13 protein-coding genes are annotated in these 19,906 nt (G+C 44.4%); 8 read left to right on the top strand and 5 right to left on the bottom strand.

The annotated features are described in order from the left end of the window. The first annotated feature begins 54 nt into the window (after positions 1 to 54). The 6 genes from cbiT (at position 55) to SPB21_RS23885 (ending at position 7,503) form a co-directional block, all read left to right on the top strand. Positions 55 to 651, top strand: coding sequence for a precorrin-6Y C5,15-methyltransferase subunit CbiT (gene cbiT, locus SPB21_RS23910; RefSeq protein WP_006516988.1), 597 nt, complete (start codon positions 55 to 57; stop codon positions 649 to 651). Between the two features lie 419 nt (positions 652 to 1,070). Next, complete coding sequence (hpsE, locus tag SPB21_RS23905; RefSeq protein ID WP_499867864.1) at positions 1,071 to 2,858, top strand: hormogonium polysaccharide biosynthesis glycosyltransferase HpsE; 1,788 nt, start codon at positions 1,071 to 1,073, stop codon at positions 2,856 to 2,858. An 18-nt stretch (positions 2,859 to 2,876) separates the two neighbouring features. Beyond that, a complete protein-coding gene (gene hpsE, locus SPB21_RS23900; RefSeq protein WP_499867863.1) occupies positions 2,877 to 3,815 on the top strand; it encodes a hormogonium polysaccharide biosynthesis glycosyltransferase HpsE in 939 nt (312 codons plus the stop codon). An 18-nt stretch (positions 3,816 to 3,833) separates the two neighbouring features. Continuing rightward, complete coding sequence (locus SPB21_RS23895) at positions 3,834 to 4,814, top strand: glycosyltransferase family 2 protein (protein WP_499867862.1); 981 nt, start codon at positions 3,834 to 3,836, stop codon at positions 4,812 to 4,814. Between the two features lie 33 nt (positions 4,815 to 4,847). After that, positions 4,848 to 6,020 carry a glycosyltransferase gene (locus SPB21_RS23890; protein ID WP_499867861.1) on the top strand — a complete coding sequence of 391 codons (1,173 nt, stop codon included), beginning with the start codon at positions 4,848 to 4,850 and terminating at the stop codon, positions 6,018 to 6,020. A gap of 595 nt (positions 6,021 to 6,615) precedes the next feature. After that, on the top strand, positions 6,616 to 7,503 hold the full coding sequence (locus tag SPB21_RS23885) for a glycosyltransferase family 2 protein (RefSeq protein ID WP_499867860.1): 888 nt from the start codon (positions 6,616 to 6,618) through the stop codon (positions 7,501 to 7,503). Between the two features lie 32 nt (positions 7,504 to 7,535). Here SPB21_RS23885 and SPB21_RS23880 read toward each other — a convergent pair whose 3' ends face one another. After that, on the bottom strand, positions 7,536 to 10,775 hold the full coding sequence (locus SPB21_RS23880; RefSeq protein WP_499867859.1) for an HAD-IIIC family phosphatase: 3,240 nt from the start codon (positions 10,773 to 10,775) through the stop codon (positions 7,536 to 7,538). Positions 10,776 to 11,490: 715 nt separating this feature from the next. Between SPB21_RS23880 and SPB21_RS23875 the strand changes: the two genes are divergently transcribed. After that, positions 11,491 to 12,381, top strand: coding sequence for a putative capsular polysaccharide synthesis family protein (locus tag SPB21_RS23875; RefSeq protein WP_499060742.1), 891 nt, complete (start codon positions 11,491 to 11,493; stop codon positions 12,379 to 12,381). Positions 12,382 to 12,415: 34 nt separating this feature from the next. Here SPB21_RS23875 and SPB21_RS23870 read toward each other — a convergent pair whose 3' ends face one another. Together SPB21_RS23870 and SPB21_RS23865 are read right to left on the bottom strand one after the other, a co-directional pair. Then, a complete protein-coding gene (locus tag SPB21_RS23870) occupies positions 12,416 to 13,141 on the bottom strand; it encodes a DUF8692 domain-containing protein (protein WP_163659998.1) in 726 nt (241 codons plus the stop codon). Positions 13,142 to 13,164: 23 nt separating this feature from the next. Continuing rightward, entirely contained in the window at positions 13,165 to 14,325 is a 1,161-nt protein-coding gene (locus SPB21_RS23865; RefSeq protein WP_499867858.1) for a hypothetical protein, read from the bottom strand. Between the two features lie 59 nt (positions 14,326 to 14,384). On the opposite strand from SPB21_RS23865, the gene SPB21_RS23860 reads away from it, so the two are divergent. Next, a complete protein-coding gene (locus tag SPB21_RS23860) occupies positions 14,385 to 17,546 on the top strand; it encodes an alpha-mannosidase (RefSeq protein WP_499867857.1) in 3,162 nt (1,053 codons plus the stop codon). A gap of 361 nt (positions 17,547 to 17,907) precedes the next feature. Here the strand turns inward: SPB21_RS23860 and SPB21_RS23855 are convergent, their stop codons facing one another. Both SPB21_RS23855 and glgA read right to left on the bottom strand, forming a co-directional pair. Next, on the bottom strand, positions 17,908 to 18,309 hold the full coding sequence (locus tag SPB21_RS23855; protein ID WP_163659992.1) for a single-stranded DNA-binding protein: 402 nt from the start codon (positions 18,307 to 18,309) through the stop codon (positions 17,908 to 17,910). A 102-nt stretch (positions 18,310 to 18,411) separates the two neighbouring features. Then, positions 18,412 to 19,887, bottom strand: a complete 1,476-nt coding sequence (gene glgA / locus SPB21_RS23850) for a glycogen synthase GlgA (protein WP_163702928.1) — start codon at positions 19,885 to 19,887, stop codon at positions 18,412 to 18,414. Positions 19,888 to 19,906: the final 19 nt, after the last annotated feature.

The following is a 19,906-nucleotide window of genomic DNA, read 5'->3' as shown; positions in this document are numbered from 1 at the left end:
ACTTTCAGAACAGCGCTATCCTCAGGCTATTCCAGCGTTTTAAGGCAGATTTCCATGGAGCCCCTCTGGCCCTACGCTACCCCCGGTATTCCCGATCGTTTTTTTGAGCAGCTACCTGGTATTCCCATGAGCCAACGTGAGGTGCGATTGGCCATTCTTAGTGCTCTCCGATTAGGACCTAAGGCTGTGCTTTGGGATATTGGGGCAGGCACTGGGACCATTACGGTAGAAGCAGCGTTGCTCTGTCCCCAGGGCTCAATTGTGGCGGTGGAGCGAGATGAGGACGTAGCAACCCTGATCAAAAATAACTGTCAGCGGTTTGAGATATCTAATGTCGATGTTGTCGTTGGTAATGCTCCCGACTGCTTCGACAGCCTGCCCCATACGCCTGACTCAATCTTGGTAGAAGGTGGACGAGACCTAAAACCTCTCTTAACTGACGCCTGGCATAAACTTGCGTCCCATGGTCGGCTCGTCGTGACCGCAGGAAATTTTCAATCGCTCTATGCAATTTCTGAGAGCTTTGCAGATTTACAGGTCAGAAATATAGAAGTCGTTCAAACCGGGGGTAGCCGCTTAGAAACCCGTGGCTCGAATCAGGTATTAAAGCCGATTGTGCCAATATTTATCCTAAGTGGTGAAAAGTTTTAAGGTGGATGGACTCAGTATGAATGGCTGGGTCCATTTTAGAAATAGATCTAATGGAGTCTGTAAAAACCATGAAGATGACTTTGCACGTTACTCTTTTTGATTAAGTGGGGCTTGCTATCCCCCGACAGTCATTTGACGTTGCTGTCAATGACTGTCCTTGTAGGTGACTTTCCTTGGGATGACCCATGTGTTGTAATGAATCTAGGGACTATCAAACTTGATATTTCTCAATCTACATATTTCAAACCACCATCACCATAGAGCGTCTGCGCGTTTATCGACTTTGCTCGATAATTACTGTCCACTTTTTTGGGTTGCTCCATGGCAGCTAATTGGTAGTTATCTGATGTCTGAAATTTTGGGTAAAGGCAACGCAGCTTTTACTAAATGTTGTTACATAAGACCTTCGGCCTCTAGTCATGATGACCGTTGATTCTCAACCGAATAAGGCGACTGAGTCCTCGGTTGAATCTCGGCAACCTTGTTTGGATATTACCGTTGCTATTCCTACCTATAACGGTGCTGAGCGTATTCCTCAGGTGCTGGAGCGCCTTCAACAGCAGGCAGGGGTATCCGATCTGCATTGGGAAGTCATTGTCTGTGACAATAATAGTTGCGATCGCACCGTCGATGTAGTGGCAGATTACCAGAGTACCTGGCCTCAGGAGCATCCATTACGATACTGTTTTGTTGCGGAGCAGGGAGCAGCATTTGCTAGACAAAGAGCCGTAATCGAAGCCCATGGACATATTGTTGCCTTTCTAGATGATGACAATATTCCAGCCCATGATTGGTTGAGCAATGTTCAACAGTTTGCTGAGGCTCATCCCCAAGCAGGGGCCTTTGGCAGTCAAATTCATGGTGATTTTCAAGGTCCTTTGCCAGATGGTTTTGAGCATATTGCGTGTTTTTTAGCCATTGTTGAACGGGGTAATCAACCCCATCTATATGATCCAAAGTCTAAGATTTTGCCGCCAGCTGCTGGGTTAGCTGTTCGCAGGACAGCATGGCTCGATGCAGTCCCAGAGCGCCTATTTCTGAATCATAAAGGTAAAAATGCTGGCCTTGCCAGTGAAGACTTAGAAGCCATGCTTCATATTCAGAGGGCAGGCTGGGAGATCTGGTATAACTCCAACATGGTAGTGAATCATCAGATTCCTGGTAAGCGTCTTCAACAAGAGTATCTGGTTTCACTGTTTCGCTGTGTTGGTTTAAGTCGATTTTATATTCGTTGGTTAGGCACTAAAGATTGGCAACGCCTTTTCAAAATACCTGCGTACATAGCCAATGATTTGCGCAAACTGGCTCTCCATTATCTAAAGAATGGGCCGCGTCAGCATAATCTGACCACAGTGACTGCCTGTGAGCGAGCATTGCTGACCAGTACTGTGGTTAGTCCTAGCTTTTTACTAAAAAAAGCATCCCGAGACTTTTGGCAAAATCGAGTAGATAAGACCCAACTGCCTGAACGTCAGCAGTGGCTACAACGTTTAACAGATGCATTTGAGGAACGCCAACTTGTTCTACATCAACAGGCGGTTGTTTTTCTCGACGCGTCAACAACATTGGACAACAATCTAGCTACTCCTTGTCACCATGAAATCTTATTGCGCTTGCGTTGTCACTCTTCTGAGGAGAGATTGGTGCCTCCTGCTAGCTTTTTCCCGACGGCAGAACGTTATGGCTTGATGCGCACCTTAGACCGTCGTGTCATTCAGCAAGTTTGTAGAAGATTAGCTGCTAAACCTGTGGAGGCAACCTACTCAGTTAATTTGTCAGCGGTTAGTGTATGCGATCCTAGTTTGTCTCACTTTTTAGAAGAACAGATTGAACGTTATCAACTCAAATCTGGGAGTTTATACTTTGAGATTCCGGCTTCGGTGTGTATGAATCACCTTGCAGCAGCGACAACGCTGGTTCATTGTATGAAGGCATTGGGATTATATGTGACCATAGATGAGATTCCCGATGACTTAGAGATCTCCTCTGATCTTATGCAGTTGCCGGTAAACTGTTTGAAGCTCAGCTCCAGGATGGTTGTCTCTGCTAGCCCAAAATTAGGCGATTGGGTTCACTTTAGTCAGCAGCGTAATATTCAATTAGTTGCTAAAGGCGTGGAGACCCAAGCGATTATGGAGCAGCTCCAATCTGTAGGCATTCAATATCTGCAAGGATATTATTTATCTAAGCCAACTCCATTGACTTAAGAGGTGCAATGCTGAACTATGGTTGATTTTACGGTTGTTATTCCTACATATAACGGCGCGCAACGATTGCCAAGGGTGTTGGATGCGTTGCGTTCTCAGAATATCTCTGACTCCTTTGCCTGGGAAGTCATTATTGTGGATAACAATAGTACTGATGGGACTGCTGCGGTCGTTGAAGGCTATCAACTAAATTGGCTAACGACTATGTCTTTGCGCTATGTAACTGAACCTAGACAAGGATTAGCCTATGCCCGTCAATGTGGAGTGGAAGCCGCTAACGGTAAGTGGGTTGGCTTTTTGGATGATGACACTGCTCCGGATCAAAATTGGGTTACAGCGGCTTATCATTTTGGAGCGCAGCATCCTCATGCAGGCGCTTATGGTGGCCAAATTCACGGTGATTTTGAGGTGCCGCCACCCGAGAACTTTGAACGGATAAAATCATTCTTAGCCATTAAAGAGCGAGGGCCTAATCCCCATCTCTATCAACCTGATGTGTTGATTTTGCCACCAGGTGCAGGGTTAGTCATTTGCAAACAGGCGTGGCTTGAGGCTGTTCCGGCTCAGTTACAACGCACTACCCGGGGTGGAAATGATTTTGAGATTTCAATATGCATGCATCGTCAGGGGTGGGAAATTTGGTATAACCCCGATATGCATATTTATCATCATATTCCTCAAAAACGTCTAGAGAAAGAAGCATTACTCTCGCTCTCTCATACCGTAGGTAGTTGTATTTGCGAATTGCGATTAATCAATGTCAGCGTATGGCAGGTCCCTGTTATTGTCAGTCGTATATTTCTTGGTAATCTAAAACGCATAGTCAGGCATTTAGTGCAATACCGCCTTCAAATTCGAGATGATGTCGTCCTCATGTGTGAACTCGTGTTCTTTATTGGAGGTTTTTTGAGCCCATTTTATTTGTTAAGAAAAAAGCTAGCGAATCCGTCCGCATAAGACTATTGAGGTATTCTGATGCCTTTGATTTCTGTTATTGTTCCTGTTTTTAATAGTGAAAGGACGATTGCCGAGACGTTACAGTCAGTTTTAAAGCAAACGTTTGTCGACTTTGAAGTTATTGTTGTCAATGATGGTTCTCAAGATTCTACGTTAGATAAAATTGCTGCAATTAATGATCAACGCATTAAAGTCTTCTCCTATGAAAATTCTGGTGTTTCCTTTAGTCGAAACCGTGGAGTAAGTCATGCCTCTGGAGATTTTATTGCTTTTTTGGATGCAGACGATCTCTGGACTACAGATAAGCTCATGTCTCAGGTGACAGCATTACAGCAATCTCCGCAAGCAGTTGTCGCCTACAGCTGGGTTGATTGTATCGATGAAGCGGGGACATTCTTGCGTAACGGCAGACACCCAAAATATACCGGCAATGTCTATCAGAAACTGCTGCTTGGGAATTTTTTGGAGTCTGGCTCTACGCCTCTAGTACGGAAGCAGGTATTTCAAGATGCTGGCGGTTTTAACACAGCCCTATTGACTAATGAGGATTGGGAGATGTGGGTCCGTCTTGCAAAAGACTATGAGTTTGTTTTGGTTCCTGAAGTTCAGGTGCTTTATCGAATTTCTGCTAGGTCTAAATCGTTTAACTTAACCCGACATGAGCAAACCCGGTTACGGATTATTGAGCAAGTTTTTGAGCAGGTGCCTGAAACCCTTCAATATTTGAAGCCTAAGTGTATTGCTAACTTCTATCGCTATTTATTGTTCAAAGTTTTGGATGCTCCAGAAAATAGTTTTGATGGGGATCGAAAAAAGTCCCTATTGGCCATTAAGTTTCTCTGGAATTGCCTAATGCATGATAAATCACTATTTAGGCAACCTAAAACGTTGTTTTCTGCCAGTATGAAAATACTGCTGTTGGGAGCTTTTCCAGACCAGTCGCCACGCATTCTTTTAGAGCAGCTGAAAAGCAGTTATGTGAGGCCTAATGCTAACTAGTTATTGATCCAATAAAAGTATGTAGGGTTCTTTATGGCGATAGTTAAAAAACGGCTCAAAATTTTACTGTATGGCAATGTTTTTGGAGCCTATCGTTCTCAAAATCTGTTTAAATATCTGTTAGATTCAGGCTATCGAATATCGTTTATATCGCCTGAGTTTTTCTATGAGCTGGGTGAAAAAAAAGATCTGCTCACAAAAGCTCTACGTATACTTTTATCTAGTTACTACTTGGTTGACTTATTTGTTCAAGCAGCATTAGCGGATGTTATTTATTTACTGCCCCTAAATAGTAATCTAATTACTCCAGTTATATGGGCTAGCCGTTTGTTTAAAACTAAGCTAGTTGTTGAGATGTATATATCAGCCTATGACACACGGGTACGTGAAAAGCAAGATGTTTCTGCTGATAGCAAGTCAGCTCAGTTACTATTTGCCCATGATCGGCTGGCTCTCTCAGCAGCTGACCGTATCATTCATCTGTCACGGTATGAGTTGAGCTATTGGGAAAAGATTTTTGATATTAAATTGGTAGAAGATAAAATTGCGATCGCGCCACTATTTTGTGAATCTAAGCTAACAGAATATCAACACAATACTATTCAGGATAATTGTTTACGGATTTGTTGGTGGGGTACGTTAATTCCCAGTCATGGAATTCCAACTATTTTAGAAGCACTCCACAAACTGCAAAATAACCAGGTCAAATTTTCGTGTCAACTATTTGGTATTCCGCCTAAAGGTCGAGAATATCTGCTCAATACTTACGAAACACAGATTGAGGAACTGGGATTAAAACAAGTCGTCACCTTACGCCAAGATTTGAAATTCACGGATGATTCATTGCCACGTTACCTTGTGGAAAACTGTGATTTAGCCCTTGGAATTTTTGGCGACACTGAGAAAGCACGGGCAGCTGTCCCTAATAAGTTGATTGAATCTTTGACACTTTGTATTCCAACCTTGACGATGTCTACTCCTGCTCTTAAAGAGTTTTTTGATCCTAATGTAGATTTTTGGGCCTGCGAAGCTTCACCGGAGGTAATGGCTGACACGATCACTCAAATTTACAAGCAAACAGCCTATCAAGTTGATTGGAATAAGACAAGAAAAAAGGTTCTGCAAACCTTCTCTGTAAAGAATTATCATCAATCCATTGCCCAGGTGTTGAATAGCGTTAAAGCTGACCTTATTGGTGATAAATAGTTGTTCGCAGACATTTTATCGCCGTTAGCGATCGATAGAGGAATAAAGATTTATAAAAAGCGATTTTTAACTCTCGTAGAATTGACGAGCATATTATTCATAGTCAATATTTTAGACGACATTATTCACTTATCTGATCATGTCGCATGCTTGGTTTTAAAGTGAGGAAAGCTTGGTATATTTTCTGAAGCTATACTGCGTGACTTTCTAGGCGCTAAAGATATAAAAGTTGTGAATTACTAATAATACCAAATCCGAATTCACTAAACCCGATTAAAAATGGACAATCCTGTAGGGGCACTCCCTTGTGCGGTTCGGCTGAGCTCACCGTCGAAGCCATGCCCTTCGATACTGGGCGCTATCAGTCAAGATTTTGTATAAGAGAGAAACAAGGAAGGCTCTATGAGAAATTCAAGCAAGCTGTGAAATTTCTCTCTGAACACCTGCACCAAATCTGACGATTTCCCCAAGTTAAAAAAATGTAGTAAAGCTGAAATCGATAATTTTTATCACCTCTGGCAACATGATGCATCCAAGTTAGTGTAAGACTGCTAGATTTGAGGTGGCTCAAGATAAATTTTTGAGAGTGTGTAGTATGAAATTGAGTGTAGTGATTCCGTGTTTTAATGCCTCGGATACGCTGGGCGCACAATTGGATGCTTTGGTTCAGCAGCAATGGGACAAATTGTGGGAGACGATCATTGTAGATAATGGATCGACTGATCGCACCCTAGAAATTGCAAGAGATTATATGGAGAGGCTCCCACATCTGAGGATTATTGAGGCTTATGAACGTAAAGGAGCAGCCTATGCTCGTAATCAAGGCGTGAGCGCTGCGGCAAGTGAGAGCATAGCCTTTTGTGATGCTGATGATGAAGTGGCTTCTGGTTGGGTTGCTGCGATGGGAACGGCACTGGCAAAGTACGATTTGGTGGGGGGTGGTTGCGAACTTAAAAAGCTCAACCCATCTTGGGTCATTAAGTCTCGTTTGGGAGGGCAGGAGCGTGAAATGTTAGCCGATGGTTTGTTGCACAGTAAATTATCTCCTGATTATCCTTATACGGCGAGCTGTAATTTGGGGGTTAAGCGAGAGGTTCACGAGAAAATTGGAGGGTTTGACGAAACGTTGTTTACCTGTGAAGATTTTGAATATTGTCGACAGGCTCAGCTGCAAGGATCGGGTATTAAGTATATCCCTGAGGCTATTGTTCACTATCGCCTACGCCATTCGCTAGTAGGAATCTATAAACAAGCGTACTCCTATGCGCACTGTCAAGTCTTTCTTTATGAGAGATATAAAGCAATTGGGATGTCACCTCGACCTTTATCGAAAAGTGTGATGGCGTGGCGTTTACTGATTAAGGGACTGCTACAAATTCGTAGTAAAGCTGATCTGGCTGTATGGTTTTTTAGTTTTGGTTGGCGAGTAGGCCATGAGGCAGGCAAAAAACAATACTTGATTCATGCTGGGATAGATCAATAAAATGTTTAGCAACAGCCTGCCCGGAACAGTTCTTAGGATATGACCGTGGATATCATATCCATATCTTTTGGCTTACTATCATTGTTGATTTCTGGACTGGTTTTTGAAGTATCAAGAGCTATTTGTATTGTCTTACCCAGTTGTTGAATGTAAGGATCTTCAAACATTGCTGGATGTGGGCAGTCAACATCCCAGATATAGAACTTTCCTTTTGATACTAAAGTATCCCATCCAAATAATAGCTTTTTGCGATCTTGAACGGGACCTAGATTAGCCTTTAAGGACGCTAATGATGAAGGAGGATGCTTAGGTACAAAGCTTTGCTGTAGAGCTAAGAAGAAGTTGATATTGCCAGTGTAGGTCTTTGGAACATAGTCCTTCTGAGCTCGCAGAAAAACCTCGAAGAACTGGTCCTTGATCCGTCTCTGCTTAGCTAATGAATGATGTGTATTATTTTGAGTATTAGTTATAACTGGTGCTAGTTGGTCGGTAGCTATCTCACATTTATTTTGCTGCTCCATATTTTGGGTAGCTGTTGTCAAACCCTTGATATTTATTAGTTTAGAGCTTATTTGACTCAGCTTTCTGCCAACATACCGCAGCTGCTCTACCAAGGTGTGTTTACGTAATTCGTCTAGATGATAGTTAAATGATACTTTCAGATGACGTAGGTAGTAAATTCCTGTAAACAAGTAATAACTGCGATCCCATTGGTGGTGACGGTAGGTGGGACGATGAAAATAGTATCGTAGCCGGTTAGTAAAGTGATTTTCCAGTTGAGGATGTGGCGTGTCTAACAAACCTAAAAATTCAACAATATCACCTTGGTTGGTGAGCTGCTGTGCCATTTCAAAGGCAATAATACCACCAGAACACTGCCCTACTAATTGATAAGGTCCTTGAGGCTGCTTCTCTTTAATTGCCTGAATGTAAGCGCCGGCCATGGCTTCAATTGACGGTAATGGTTGTTGTTGGCCATCTAGTCCAATCCCTCGTAGAATATAGACTGGCTGTTCATTATCTAGGTGGGCAACAATTTTTACCGTGCTTAGAATGTCACCATAGCCACCATGTACGATGTAGAGAGGAAGCTTACTACCACCAACTTGTCCAGTGACTAAAGGATGCCATGTCTGATCTTGATGCTGATTAATCTTGCTCGCTAAGGTTGCTATGGTGGGTGCATCCAGAAGTGTTGATATCGGTAAACGCTTGCCCAAGATTGTCTCGATATCGGTAAACGCATTTACCGCGAGTAAAGATGTGCAACCTAAATCAAATAGATTATCGTTGAGACTCACTCTATCAATCCGTAAAACCTTACTCCATATCTCACTGAGTTTTTTCTCTATGGTTGTTTTGGGCTCACTCCAGTTATCGTCATGGGCGCGTTTTCTCTGGTGCTGCTCGGTAAGGTTATTAAGTACTTGTATAGGCTGCCATAGATGATGAACAATGTGAGCCCATTGTTCTGATTTGCTTTGTTGTTGTGCAACCATAGGATTGTTTTGCTCTGCCCTAGGCACGTTTTCCTTTGCCTTTGATGGTTGAGTGGGGGCACTGGAGTTGAAGCTTAGATTTTGACTAACTTCTAGGGGGAGTTCGTACTGGCAGCCTTCATGGGTATCTTGTTGGTAGGAATGGCCAACAGATGTGAAGAATTCTGCAATTGGTAAATTTTTAGATGTGGGCCGATAGTTTAGAGTAACTGTATTCAGGCCGTCATTGGCCGCAACCTCACCCAGATGCTTCAACATTTGGTGTTCTACTCCACGACCTAAGACGCGGCAGCTGAGTAAAAAGCTATCGACATTTAATGTGTGTGCCTGTCTTTGGAAGATCATGACCCCAACGAGACCATAGTCCCCAAACCTATCTTTAACAGTCACAGCGCGGCAGCCATATCCGCTATCGGTCTGACACAGTCTCTGTATCTCTGATTCGCTATATCGACACGTTGTAGCGTTAAACTGATTCGTGCGTTGAGTTAGCTGAGAGACACGAGAAAACTGCTCTGGCGTAGGAGCGGCGATATTGATATCCAGCTGTAGCCCGGCAATAAAGGTCTTAAAGTCTATGGAATGTTGTTCGAATTGCTTACGAGCCGCGTTTTGTTGGTAGAGTTGAGTACGATTTTTGTCTGCTTCAGTAACCTTGAGGGTATCTAAGGGCCAAATATGGTTGAGAAATTGAGAAAATTGGTCGGGCTCTTCAGGTAGCTGTAGCGTAAGTACCTCGGGGCAGTGCGCCCGTACTTCCGAACATTCTACTGGGTTATCATCAATGAAGATAAAACTGTCTAGCCCCAGGTTGAGCTCTGTGGCTAGAGAACGCAAATTCTCTGATTTGGGCTGCCAGTTAATGCGCCAACCTACCAGGTGTTCACGACCCAAGAGCATATCGTCCCGCTGATCAAATACCTGCCAAACATCTTCTTCAACGTTTTTACTGCATAGACACAACAGGAAGCCAGCTTCATTACAGCGCACCATAAAAGACTGTAGTGCCCGGAACGGTTCATCGACTGCGATGCCCAGGGGACCATCTTCTCCACATATGCCGCGCCAGAGGGTGCGATCGCAATCCAAAGCAATGACTTTATAGGGGGGGCGCTTCAGGGCATGAACTGTCCGTGCAATTATTGTTCCGAGTGCGGCAAACGCTTCAGGAGTGAAGGGAATATGGCCGATGCGATCGCGACTAGCGTCATAAAAGTCGTTAACGGGATATCGCGAGAAAATTGTCCCAGACGGTATCAGGTATAGATTATTAATCGGGCTAAGTTCTTCGACAATCGTTTGCTCAATCTGGTTATAAAGGGCTATTGTCTCAGTTGATGTATCTGGATTAGATGGACAAAAAACAACTATATGGGGTGTTGAAGAACGCTGAACTGACTCAAAGATAGCGTTAATTAGATCCTGACTATTTCTCTTTAAAATATCCCTACAAAGAGCGTTCAGATTTTCTTCAGTCTGCTCCTCGGATGTCTGAAATTTAATCCAATCTTCAATGCGTATCAGCAATAAGTTAATACCCTGAGTGTTTTGGGCCATTAAACTTGCAGGGTTGAGCAGTTGCTGAAATACCTGATTGTAATCAGTTAGGTTAACTTCCATAGCCAAACCCAGCTGAGCAAACCAGAATTCAAGAATTTCCTTGAGAGGGTCGGCGGTAAAAGTTGCGGCTACAGCCAATTGACCAATTTCATTACCGGCATTAGATTCTGTTGACTTGTGACTATTATCCTTTGTGACCGTGGGCTTCGGCATAATTATGAGTAGATAGATGTTTTAAATACTTATTAAATACTTATCTTTAATGGGCTACAGAATGGTGCGTACTTCTCTTGTGCATCCATTGCAGTAATGGGCAAACGTTAGTAAGCCAATCGCCAATCATGATAAATTGTGAGCGATTTATGAAGTGAGTTGGACATTCCACACGTCCAAACAGTATAAAAAGCCACACCGTTTTGAACTTCTTTTTGTGTATACGTTGTGTATAAACGCTTACTCCTGATCAATAAGGTTACTACTGATTCCACAATCCCTGAAAGCATTAATACTGAGACTTCAAGTAAGCTTCATAAATTTTGTTCTGAGAGTGTGGGTGATATTGCGTACTATCACCTCACAAGCCTTGATAAAAGAGTGCCTGTTGGATTGTCACCATATCAACATAAATTCTTAGAATTTATTCCTGCTTTCAAGCATATTCTCGTCAAGCTAAGCTTATCTATGGCACCATAAATTATGACGTCTTGCTTTACGGACTTCACTCAAACTTCACAAACAGATATACCTCGACTGTAATTACCTGATCCTGTAAAGGCTATACGTGTTATCCCATATTAGCTATTTGTTCAATCCATTGCTGCCAGGCTCTTTCAAGCCAAGTAAGCGCTTGAACAAGCCAGTGTAAAATCCTTGTTAGAGGACGTTCTAAGTAACTGATATTGTTGACTTTTTTATTTGAAAACTATAAATGGCTTTAAGCGTTAAAGGCAAACTAATCCAATGGTTAATTAAGAAAAACTTTCATCTTTCAAATTTCTATGAACAATTTAAGGTTGCAAAGGCTGATACGAAGGCCAATAAAATCTTGATTTACCAGATGGGTAAAGTAGCTTCAACTAGCTTACATAAGACACTAAAAAATCGAAATCTTGATGCTTCCATCTACCATTTGCATACTTTACAGCCTGCTTCTATCCATGAGGTGAAGCAGGCGTATAAAAAACGGTTTTTAATTACTCATAGAGTTGATGAACATCTTATTCATAGTCAATACCTGAGACGATGTTTAGATCGAGGTCTTAATGACTCAAAATCAAAATGGAAAATCATAACGTTAGTCAGAGATCCTGTCGCTCGCAATATATCAAAGTTTTTTCAGGAAAATCGTTATAATTCTGAATTTAATGCTCTGCTCAATGATTTTAATGTTGAGGCTTTGATCCAAAAATATTTTCATCATTATCTTGATGAAAAACACCCATTTACTTGGTTTGATGAAGAGCTTAGCCCCGTTTTTTCTATTGACAATCCCTTAAATGACTTTTCTAAAACTGACGGATTTAAGATCTACTCATATGATCATGTTGATTTGCTGGTTCTGAAAGTAGAGCATCTTGATCACTGTGTCGAAGAAGCCTTTAGCAAATTTCTGAATATTAATAATGTAAGCCTTGTGAAGGCCAATGTTGCAGGTAAAAGAAAAGAGCAAGGCAAAATCTATAAGCAGTTTAAGCAGCACATCAACTTTCCCCCAGAATATCTGGATAGGCTTTATCGATCTCCTCAGGTTGAAAAGATTTATAGTGAAGCTGAAATTCAGGGTTTCTACCGTCAATGGCAAGTTGCTCAAAAGATTTAGTAGTGCATGTTTGAGGGCATTCTGTTGATGCCTATCAAAAGTTCTGAAATAGTTGACCTGTGCGATCGCTAGTGTTTGATGGCGGATTGGCCATAGGAAATTTGGTAAGGGCTAATTTTGCTGATTGCCAAACGTAGATGCTTAGATTAACGAGGCCAAGCAACTTGGTTCCGTCTTCTAGCATGATGGGCGTGCCAATGCCACGAATGGGTAAAAAATCCGCCGCTGCCGAAAAGACTAGTAAAGCGCCAGAAATTAGCAGTAATCGATAGGGTGTTGTCAAAATAGTGCGCCAGAAGCAGATTGCGATCGCTACTCCAACGCTACTGTAAAGCCCATACATCAAAATTTTAGGAACATCTAATAAAGAATAGAGAATAAGAGTTATCCGAAATGCATCATCTGCTAATAACAGAGATAAAAATATACCGAAACAGCTTAAATATCGACGCAGTTGCCGATGACGTAACAAATGGGCGGTAAAGAAACAGAGTGCAATGGGGAAGCACCAAACAATTTCGGAAATCTCGGTGAGAATTCCTTCATAGGGTATGGAATAGGGCTCACTAAATAACGTAATCAGTAAGTCAATACCCGTTGATCGCCTGAGCGTTCGCCCTGCCGAGTATCCGTTAAGTATGGTTGAGACTTTGATGTAGGCTGTGAGCAGGGCAAATGGAACGATAACTGCCAGATTTAGCAGTAAGGCTGTGCGATGAGTTTGCATAGCGCGGCACAGGCGATACCAAATTTTGAGCATGATAGGTGGCAGGATGCGTTAGGTTATCCCATGTTAGCTCTACCCTCAAGCCATTGTTGCCAACGATGTTCACACCAAGTCAGAACCCGATCTAACCAGCGCAGCATCCTTTCTAAAGGATGCTCTAAGTAGCTAACGTCATTGATGTTAGCTTCAAACGCATGGGGATCTTTGCTGGATAGGTGACGGGCACTGTAGGTATGGGTTGCACCACTTGATAAGCGTTGAGCCCGTGTTTTAACAGTACCTTTCGTCGCTGAAGACGGGTAAAAAACACGAGAGCGAGGTTGAGGATTGTTTGTTTCTAGAGGGGGCAGACTCAGGGCTTTTGGACCCGGTGCCACCTGAGCCCAGGCTTTTCGAAACTCCATCGGTAAGGCGGCAATAAAGACAGCACCAATGGCCAGAATTGTTTTAGCTGATAATTGCTTGGTTTTACGGGGGACAATGGTTCTCGATTCCCGATAGGCGTTCATGACGCAGGCAATGTAGTGTTTTAGGTCTGCCTGTTGTTCAGGGGTAAAAATATCGAAGACCTCATTGCTTGGGTTCACTAGAACTATCTTTTGAGTTTCGATAGAAGATGCCAGAGTGGTGCCATTTTGAAGCAAATCCGCCCTAGCTTGTCGCCGCATTCTTGCAGATTGAGCCACAGCTAACCCTTTAGATCTGTATTGAGGTTTAGCAGACGTTACGAGGTGACTCTGTTTTCTTTGGATGTTGGTAAGAGCAGCGGAACCCCTAGTAGATAATTGGCTCCCTGGAAGTTGTTGCCTTATCCGTTGAATAACACCAGATAGAAGAGATTGTGCCTTGCTTAATAGGCTACCTGAAGGGGCGATTACTAGCTGGGATGAGTCTTCTGAGGAGAGCAGTTGTTGTGTGTGGGTCAAAATTGCAGTGAACGAATGCTCAAGGTCAGTAACATTGCCCTGAGCACGAGTGGTGGGGACAGTGGGTTGGCTGCTGCTAGTGTCAGGGGTATTATTGCTGCCCAGGGCAAAATTTGCTCGTTCTAATGCCCGCATGACGACATAGATGGGAAACACTGCGACCTGTGCACCCCAGGTGGCGGTTGACTGTAGCTGCCGCCAAGCTCGATCTTGTCGTTCTAACCCCTGCTGCCACTGCTGCAGGACGAATCTGAGTAATTTGCTTTTGTAGGGGCGAGACGACGATGGCATAGTTGTATGGCAAGTATCCTCAGATCCTTGATCAATCTTAGTTCGATCTTAGCGGAAGTATGAACGCCCCTATCTCATTTGTGACGAACCTGATTCAAGAGCTGCGGTCCTACAGTCAGCAGGATGTGCAAATGCATTGGCACGGTTTGTATGAGGATATGGGGGGCAGCCTGACAGCGGCGATGGAACAGGGGCATCAATGGGATGTGATGCCGTTGAATGAACGTCATCACATTGCTTGGTCTCAGGGACGAGTGCTGTTCTTGTATCAACGGTTTACGGTGCCTGATACTCTGAATGGCTATCCCTTAGATGGTTTGACTCTGCGTTTAGTCACTGCTTGGTGGGCTGAAGATGCACAGCTTTATATTAATGGTGAGTTCGTCCAGGCGGGGGATTTGTTCGACTTCTTCACGCGTCTTTGTTTGAGTGAGGCGGTGATGCCGGGACAATCGTTTGAGGTGGTGCTGCGCCTGGCAAGTCCGAAGCATGATGCAGGGGCGTTGGTGCGATCGCATCTAATTTATGAGGCCTTAAATCACGCCATCAGCCCTGAACCTGGCTTTGTGGCCGATGAATTACAGGTGCTGCATTACTATTTGCAGACGTTGACGCCAGAAAACTTGCCTGCAGTGACGGATCTTATTACTCAAGAGTGGCAAGCCAGCAATGGCGATTTACATCAGCGTCTTGCCCACTTGCGCCAATGTCTGTTGCCCTATGGCGATTGGCTGAAACAGCGGCAAATTCACTGTGTTGGCCATGCCCATTTAGATTTAGCTTGGCTGTGGCCTGTGGCTGATACCTGGCAAGCGGCAGAGCGCACCTTTACCTCGGTTTTGACACTACAGCAGGAGTTTCCTGAACTGATCTATACCCACTCTAGTCCGGCCTTATTTGCTTGGTTAGAAACCAATCGCCCTCAACTGTTTCGTCAAATTCAGCAGCAGGTGGCTGCAGGGCAATGGTCTATTGATGCAGGGCTGTGGGTTGAACCTGAGCTGAATATTGTCAGTGGAGAAGCGATCTCACGACAGATCCTCTACGGTCAGCGGTATTGCCAAGAAAAGTTTGGTACCCGCAGTTTAATCGCATGGCTCCCTGATACTTTTGGTTTTTGTTCGCAGCTGCCCCAGCTACTCAAGCTAGGCGGTGTAAATATATTTGCCACCCAAAAACTCCGGTGGAATGACACCACCCAGTTTCCCCATGAGCTATTTCGTTGGCAAGCCCCCGATGGCAGTGAAATTTTAGGGTGGACGTTACCTCCTATTGGTACGGATTTTGATCCTGTCCAGATGGCAGAGTATGCCGCGCAGTGGGAACAGAAAACAAATAGCCCCCATGCATGTTGGTTACCTGGTGTCGGTGATCACGGCGGTGGCCCCACCCGTGACATGTTAGCTAAGGCGCGACGCTGGCAAGAGTCTCCATTTTTCCCCCAGGTGAGATTCTCAACCCCAGTCAACTTCTTAAAGACTGTATCTCATTCTTTACCCCACGCTGATTATCCCAGTACAGACATAGAACAAACGTTTTTTACTAGTCAAATTCTTCCTGCTTTACCCCTATGGAATGATGAGCTATATCTGGAGTTGCATCGCGGATGCTACACAGCCCACAGTGATCAAAAGCAACAGAATCGTCGCGCAGAAGATTTGTTATATCAGGCGGAGCTATGGTCAACGATAGCGCAGATAAAAGCTGCACACCCTTACCCTAAAGATAGCTTAGAGGCCGCCTGGAAAGGGTTGTTGTTTAATCAGTTCCATGATATTTTGCCAGGCTCATCGATTCCGGAAGTCTTTCAAGATGCAAACCAAGAGTGGTCTAAGGTGGATAGCTTAGGGCAAGAGGCATTGGTCAATGCATTAGAGACCCTATCCGGTCAATCATTACCAGAGCAAGGTCAACCATTGTTTGTGTTTAATGCCCATGGCTGGTCACGCACGGAGGTTGTGACTGCAACATTACCGTTAGGCCAGTGGCAAATTATTAATTGCGAAACCAAGCAGCCAGTGGAGTATGAGGTGCATCGAGCAAGTAACCCATTAGCTAAAAAGGCTAACGAAGAGAGTCAGGTTCTCAGCTTTTTAGCCGCTGATGTGCCAGCAGTGGGCTATCGATTATATGCGCTCGTGTCTGATGCTTCAGAGAAGAGAGACGACCAAAACTCAGATGAACTTGTTTTAGATAATGGGTATTTACAAGTTGTTGTTTCTCCAGATACTGGAGACATTGCTTCCTGTATTCATGTGGCGACGGGACGAGAGATTTTTAAGGCAGCGGCAAATCAGTTGCAGTGTTTTGAAGATAGTGGTCAGTATTGGGACGCATGGAATATTGCGCCAGACTATGCCGATCATCCCGCTGCCCCTGCAAAGCTGTTGGAGATAAAATGGATTTCTAGTAATTCTGTTCGCCAGTGCTTGCGTGTTACCCGTCAGCTCAATACATCCACGATTGTTCAAGAGTATTGTTTGGAAGCGGCGTCTCCTTTGCTAAAAGTGGAGACCTGGGTGGATTGGCAGGAGACGCAGGTGGTGCTCAAGGTTAATTTTCCGACCACTGTGGAGGCTGATCAGGCGACCTATGAGGTGCCCTTCGGTGCCATTGAGCGGCCTACAAAACCGATAACTGACCATGAAAAAGCAAAGTGGGAAGTGCCTGCTTTACGCTGGGCTGATTTGAGTGATGATACATTTGGCCTGAGCATTTTGACAGACTGTAAGCATGGGTTTGATGCCCAGCCAAGTCAGTTAAGACTGACCTTATTAAAGGCTCCGCTATGGCCTGATCCAGGTTGCGATCGCGGTCATCATCATTTCACCTATGCCATTTATCCTCATGCAGGTTCCTGGCAATCGGCCTGCACCCCCCACCATGCTCGGGCACTCAATATTCCCCTAAGGACTTACCTTCCTAAAGCAATGACATCCTCAAATCGCTCTACTCCTGTTTCGACCAGCCAGAGCTTTTTCAGCTTGGAATCCGATCACCTCATCCTGGCCGCACTTAAACCGAGCGAGTCAGATCCAGAGAGGTTTATAGCTCGATACTACGATGCCTATGGAAGATCATCTGCGAAAAATGTGTCCATGACGAATAGTTTAGGGCTCACGGTAGGAAAATCCCTTAATCTACTGGAAGAGCCTACAGAGTCATCCACTGCTCGACCTTACAAAATTGAAACTCGTTGTCTTTATTCGCAAGACGTATGATACAAAACCCTGATTGATAGCGTTCGATATCTAAGGGTATCCACAAGGGACTGCCCCTACAGGAGTCTCCATGTTTAATCGGGTTTAATAAATTCGGATTGGGTATGAGAAGCATAAAGGCCGAATTGTCAATGACGACAACTCGGCCCGTTTCTGTATATGGGTGTAGGAATAGGGGGTGGGTTACATATAATTTGTTTGTCTACACACTAATTCATCCCAGATAATGTCCATCAGCTAACACTTGAGCAAAGATCGCTTGAACTTTCTTTAAAGACGCTGGAATGTTTCTTTCAAAGGCATTAAAAGCTACTAAGTCACCTCAAAAAACGCTACATAGGTTCGCCGTAAGACTAGGTGTTTATACAGCTACAGGAGTTTTGTCGTTAGCCCTTTGATCACTATGATTGTTGTCCCTATTAGGGTCTTTTACTACATCTAAGTCAATATCGAGAACCTTCATAGTGAGTCCTGCTTTGGGCGTGCCATCTGTCTTTGATACATAGGGTGTGGGCTCTACACTCCCCGTACAAATAATGAGTGAACCTTTTTTCAAAAAAGCTAGGGTGCGCCAGGCGGGAGAGCCTTCCCAAATATTTAATCTCACGGTAAAAGACTCATTTCTATCTTTCACCCCGCGCACATAGATAGTGGCACTAGCTACCTGAGCTTGACGACCACTGCGGAGGTCGACAGTTTTAACAGCGGCGTCAGCAGCTAAGTTACCGCTAACAGTCCACTTGTTTAGGCCAGCACTAGACATGGCAAATAAACCCCTTTTGAGATGACTAGGTGTGCTATCTCAAAATGCCCACCCTGGCCAAAGGGGTTTGTATTGCTTGTGATATCGATTTCTGTTGTTAGCTTAGCGGTGACGGATTGAATCGTAGATTTTAACGTATTGTTGGCCAGGGATATGCCATGAATAGTCATAGGCCATGCCCTGGCGTTGTAGCGTTTGGAAACCTTTGCGGTCGGTGTACCAAAGATCTAACGCCCGATCTAATGCTGACTCTAGAGCATAGTTATCTGACTGGTAGAACACAAAACCATTGCGTTTTTCAGGCGGTTTACTTTCGTCATAGTCAATGTCAAAGACAGTATCCACGAGGCCACCGACACCGCGGACCACCGGAACAGTGCCATATTTAAAGCTAATCAACTGAGTCAAACCACAGGGCTCAAAATTACTCGGCACCACAATCATGTCCGCACCAGCATAGATCAGGTGTGATAGTTCCTCGTTGAATCCCAGCTCCAAATGGCAGTTAGGATTATCATTTTGGTGAGCTTTTTCGTAATGGAAATGGTCATTAATACTGGCATTAGTGGCTGAGCCCAGCAGTACAAACTGAGCACCCCGGTCGAGGGCTCGGTACATGGCGTGGTGCACCAGATGTACACCCTTTTGCTCGTCCAGGCGACCAATAAAAGCGACGAGTGGTTTGTCATCATGGCTTAGCATCAGCCGTTCGCGTAGCGCTTTCTTGTTGTAAAGCTTATGGTCTAGCGTATCGGGGGTGTAGGGCTCGGGAATGTAAGTATCAACCTTAGGATTCCATAGGTTATAGTCGATGCCGTTGAGGACGCCCTTAAACTTATGCTGGTTGATATGAAGCGTTTGGCCTAAACCATAGCCAAAGTCTCCATGGTGTGCTTCCCAGGCATGGTGGGGTGAAACGGTGGTAACAGCATTGGAGTAAGTAATCCCACCCTTCATGTAGTTGAGGGCGAAGGGGTTAAAGTTATCCTGTAGCCGCTCATGATTGAAGTAGTAGGGTTCGCGATTTAGACCCGTCGCCCATAGCACCTCGGTACCAGCATTGCCCTGGTGCTTAAAGTTATGGATGGTATAACACACCCGCTGGTGCTCCATGCCATGATACTTATAGATTTCGAAAAGCATCACCGGCACTAGACCTGTTTGCCAGTCATGGCAGTGGATGATATCAGGTCGCTTATTGCTTTGCTGTAAAAACTCTAGGGCTGCCTTACTAAAGAAAGCAAAGCGCATAGGGTCATCGTCGCAGCCGTAATACCGGCCACGGCGGAACCAATTGTCTTTGTCGTGGGGCTCAATAAAGAAACAGAGACGTCCATGCACCCACCCGCAGTGAACATCACAGCGAACTTCGGCACCATACCAGGGCACTTTGAGATCTTTGTAGGCATCGTGTAGACCCCAAATGTGGTCGTACCGCATGCAATCGTATTTTGGCAGAATCAGCTCTACTGTATGGCCGGATAATTCCAACTCGCGACTCAAACCATAGACCACATCCCCTAGACCGCCGGCCTTAATCACCGGAGCGCATTCGGAGGCGATTTGTACGATATACATGTTTACCCCTCGCTGCTTA

The organism is Leptothoe sp. ISB3NOV94-8A, from assembly GCF_043421595.1.
Lineage (GTDB): Bacteria > Cyanobacteriota > Cyanobacteriia > Phormidesmidales > Phormidesmidaceae > Leptothoe > Leptothoe turfae.
Note: the sequence above shows the minus strand (reverse complement) of the source record. Positions and strands in the feature narration are given on the sequence as shown.

Coding starts and splice junctions, on each gene's coding strand:
- SPB21_RS23855 (WP_163659992.1), bottom strand. CDS start 18,309: ATGTCTAGTGCTGGCCTAAACAAGTGGACTGTTAGCGGTAACTTAGCT.
- SPB21_RS23890 (WP_499867861.1), top strand. CDS start 4,848: ATGGCGATAGTTAAAAAACGGCTCAAAATTTTACTGTATGGCAATGTT.
- SPB21_RS23860 (WP_499867857.1), top strand. CDS start 14,385: ATGAACGCCCCTATCTCATTTGTGACGAACCTGATTCAAGAGCTGCGG.
- SPB21_RS23885 (WP_499867860.1), top strand. CDS start 6,616: ATGAAATTGAGTGTAGTGATTCCGTGTTTTAATGCCTCGGATACGCTG.
- SPB21_RS23880 (WP_499867859.1), bottom strand. CDS start 10,775: ATGCCGAAGCCCACGGTCACAAAGGATAATAGTCACAAGTCAACAGAA.
- hpsE (WP_499867863.1), top strand. CDS start 2,877: ATGGTTGATTTTACGGTTGTTATTCCTACATATAACGGCGCGCAACGA.
- cbiT (WP_006516988.1), top strand. CDS start 55: ATGGAGCCCCTCTGGCCCTACGCTACCCCCGGTATTCCCGATCGTTTT.
- SPB21_RS23865 (WP_499867858.1), bottom strand. CDS start 14,325: ATGCCATCGTCGTCTCGCCCCTACAAAAGCAAATTACTCAGATTCGTC.
- SPB21_RS23875 (WP_499060742.1), top strand. CDS start 11,491: ATGGCTTTAAGCGTTAAAGGCAAACTAATCCAATGGTTAATTAAGAAA.
- SPB21_RS23870 (WP_163659998.1), bottom strand. CDS start 13,141: ATGCTCAAAATTTGGTATCGCCTGTGCCGCGCTATGCAAACTCATCGC.
- glgA (WP_163702928.1), bottom strand. CDS start 19,887: ATGTATATCGTACAAATCGCCTCCGAATGCGCTCCGGTGATTAAGGCC.
- hpsE (WP_499867864.1), top strand. CDS start 1,071: ATGATGACCGTTGATTCTCAACCGAATAAGGCGACTGAGTCCTCGGTT.
- SPB21_RS23895 (WP_499867862.1), top strand. CDS start 3,834: ATGCCTTTGATTTCTGTTATTGTTCCTGTTTTTAATAGTGAAAGGACG.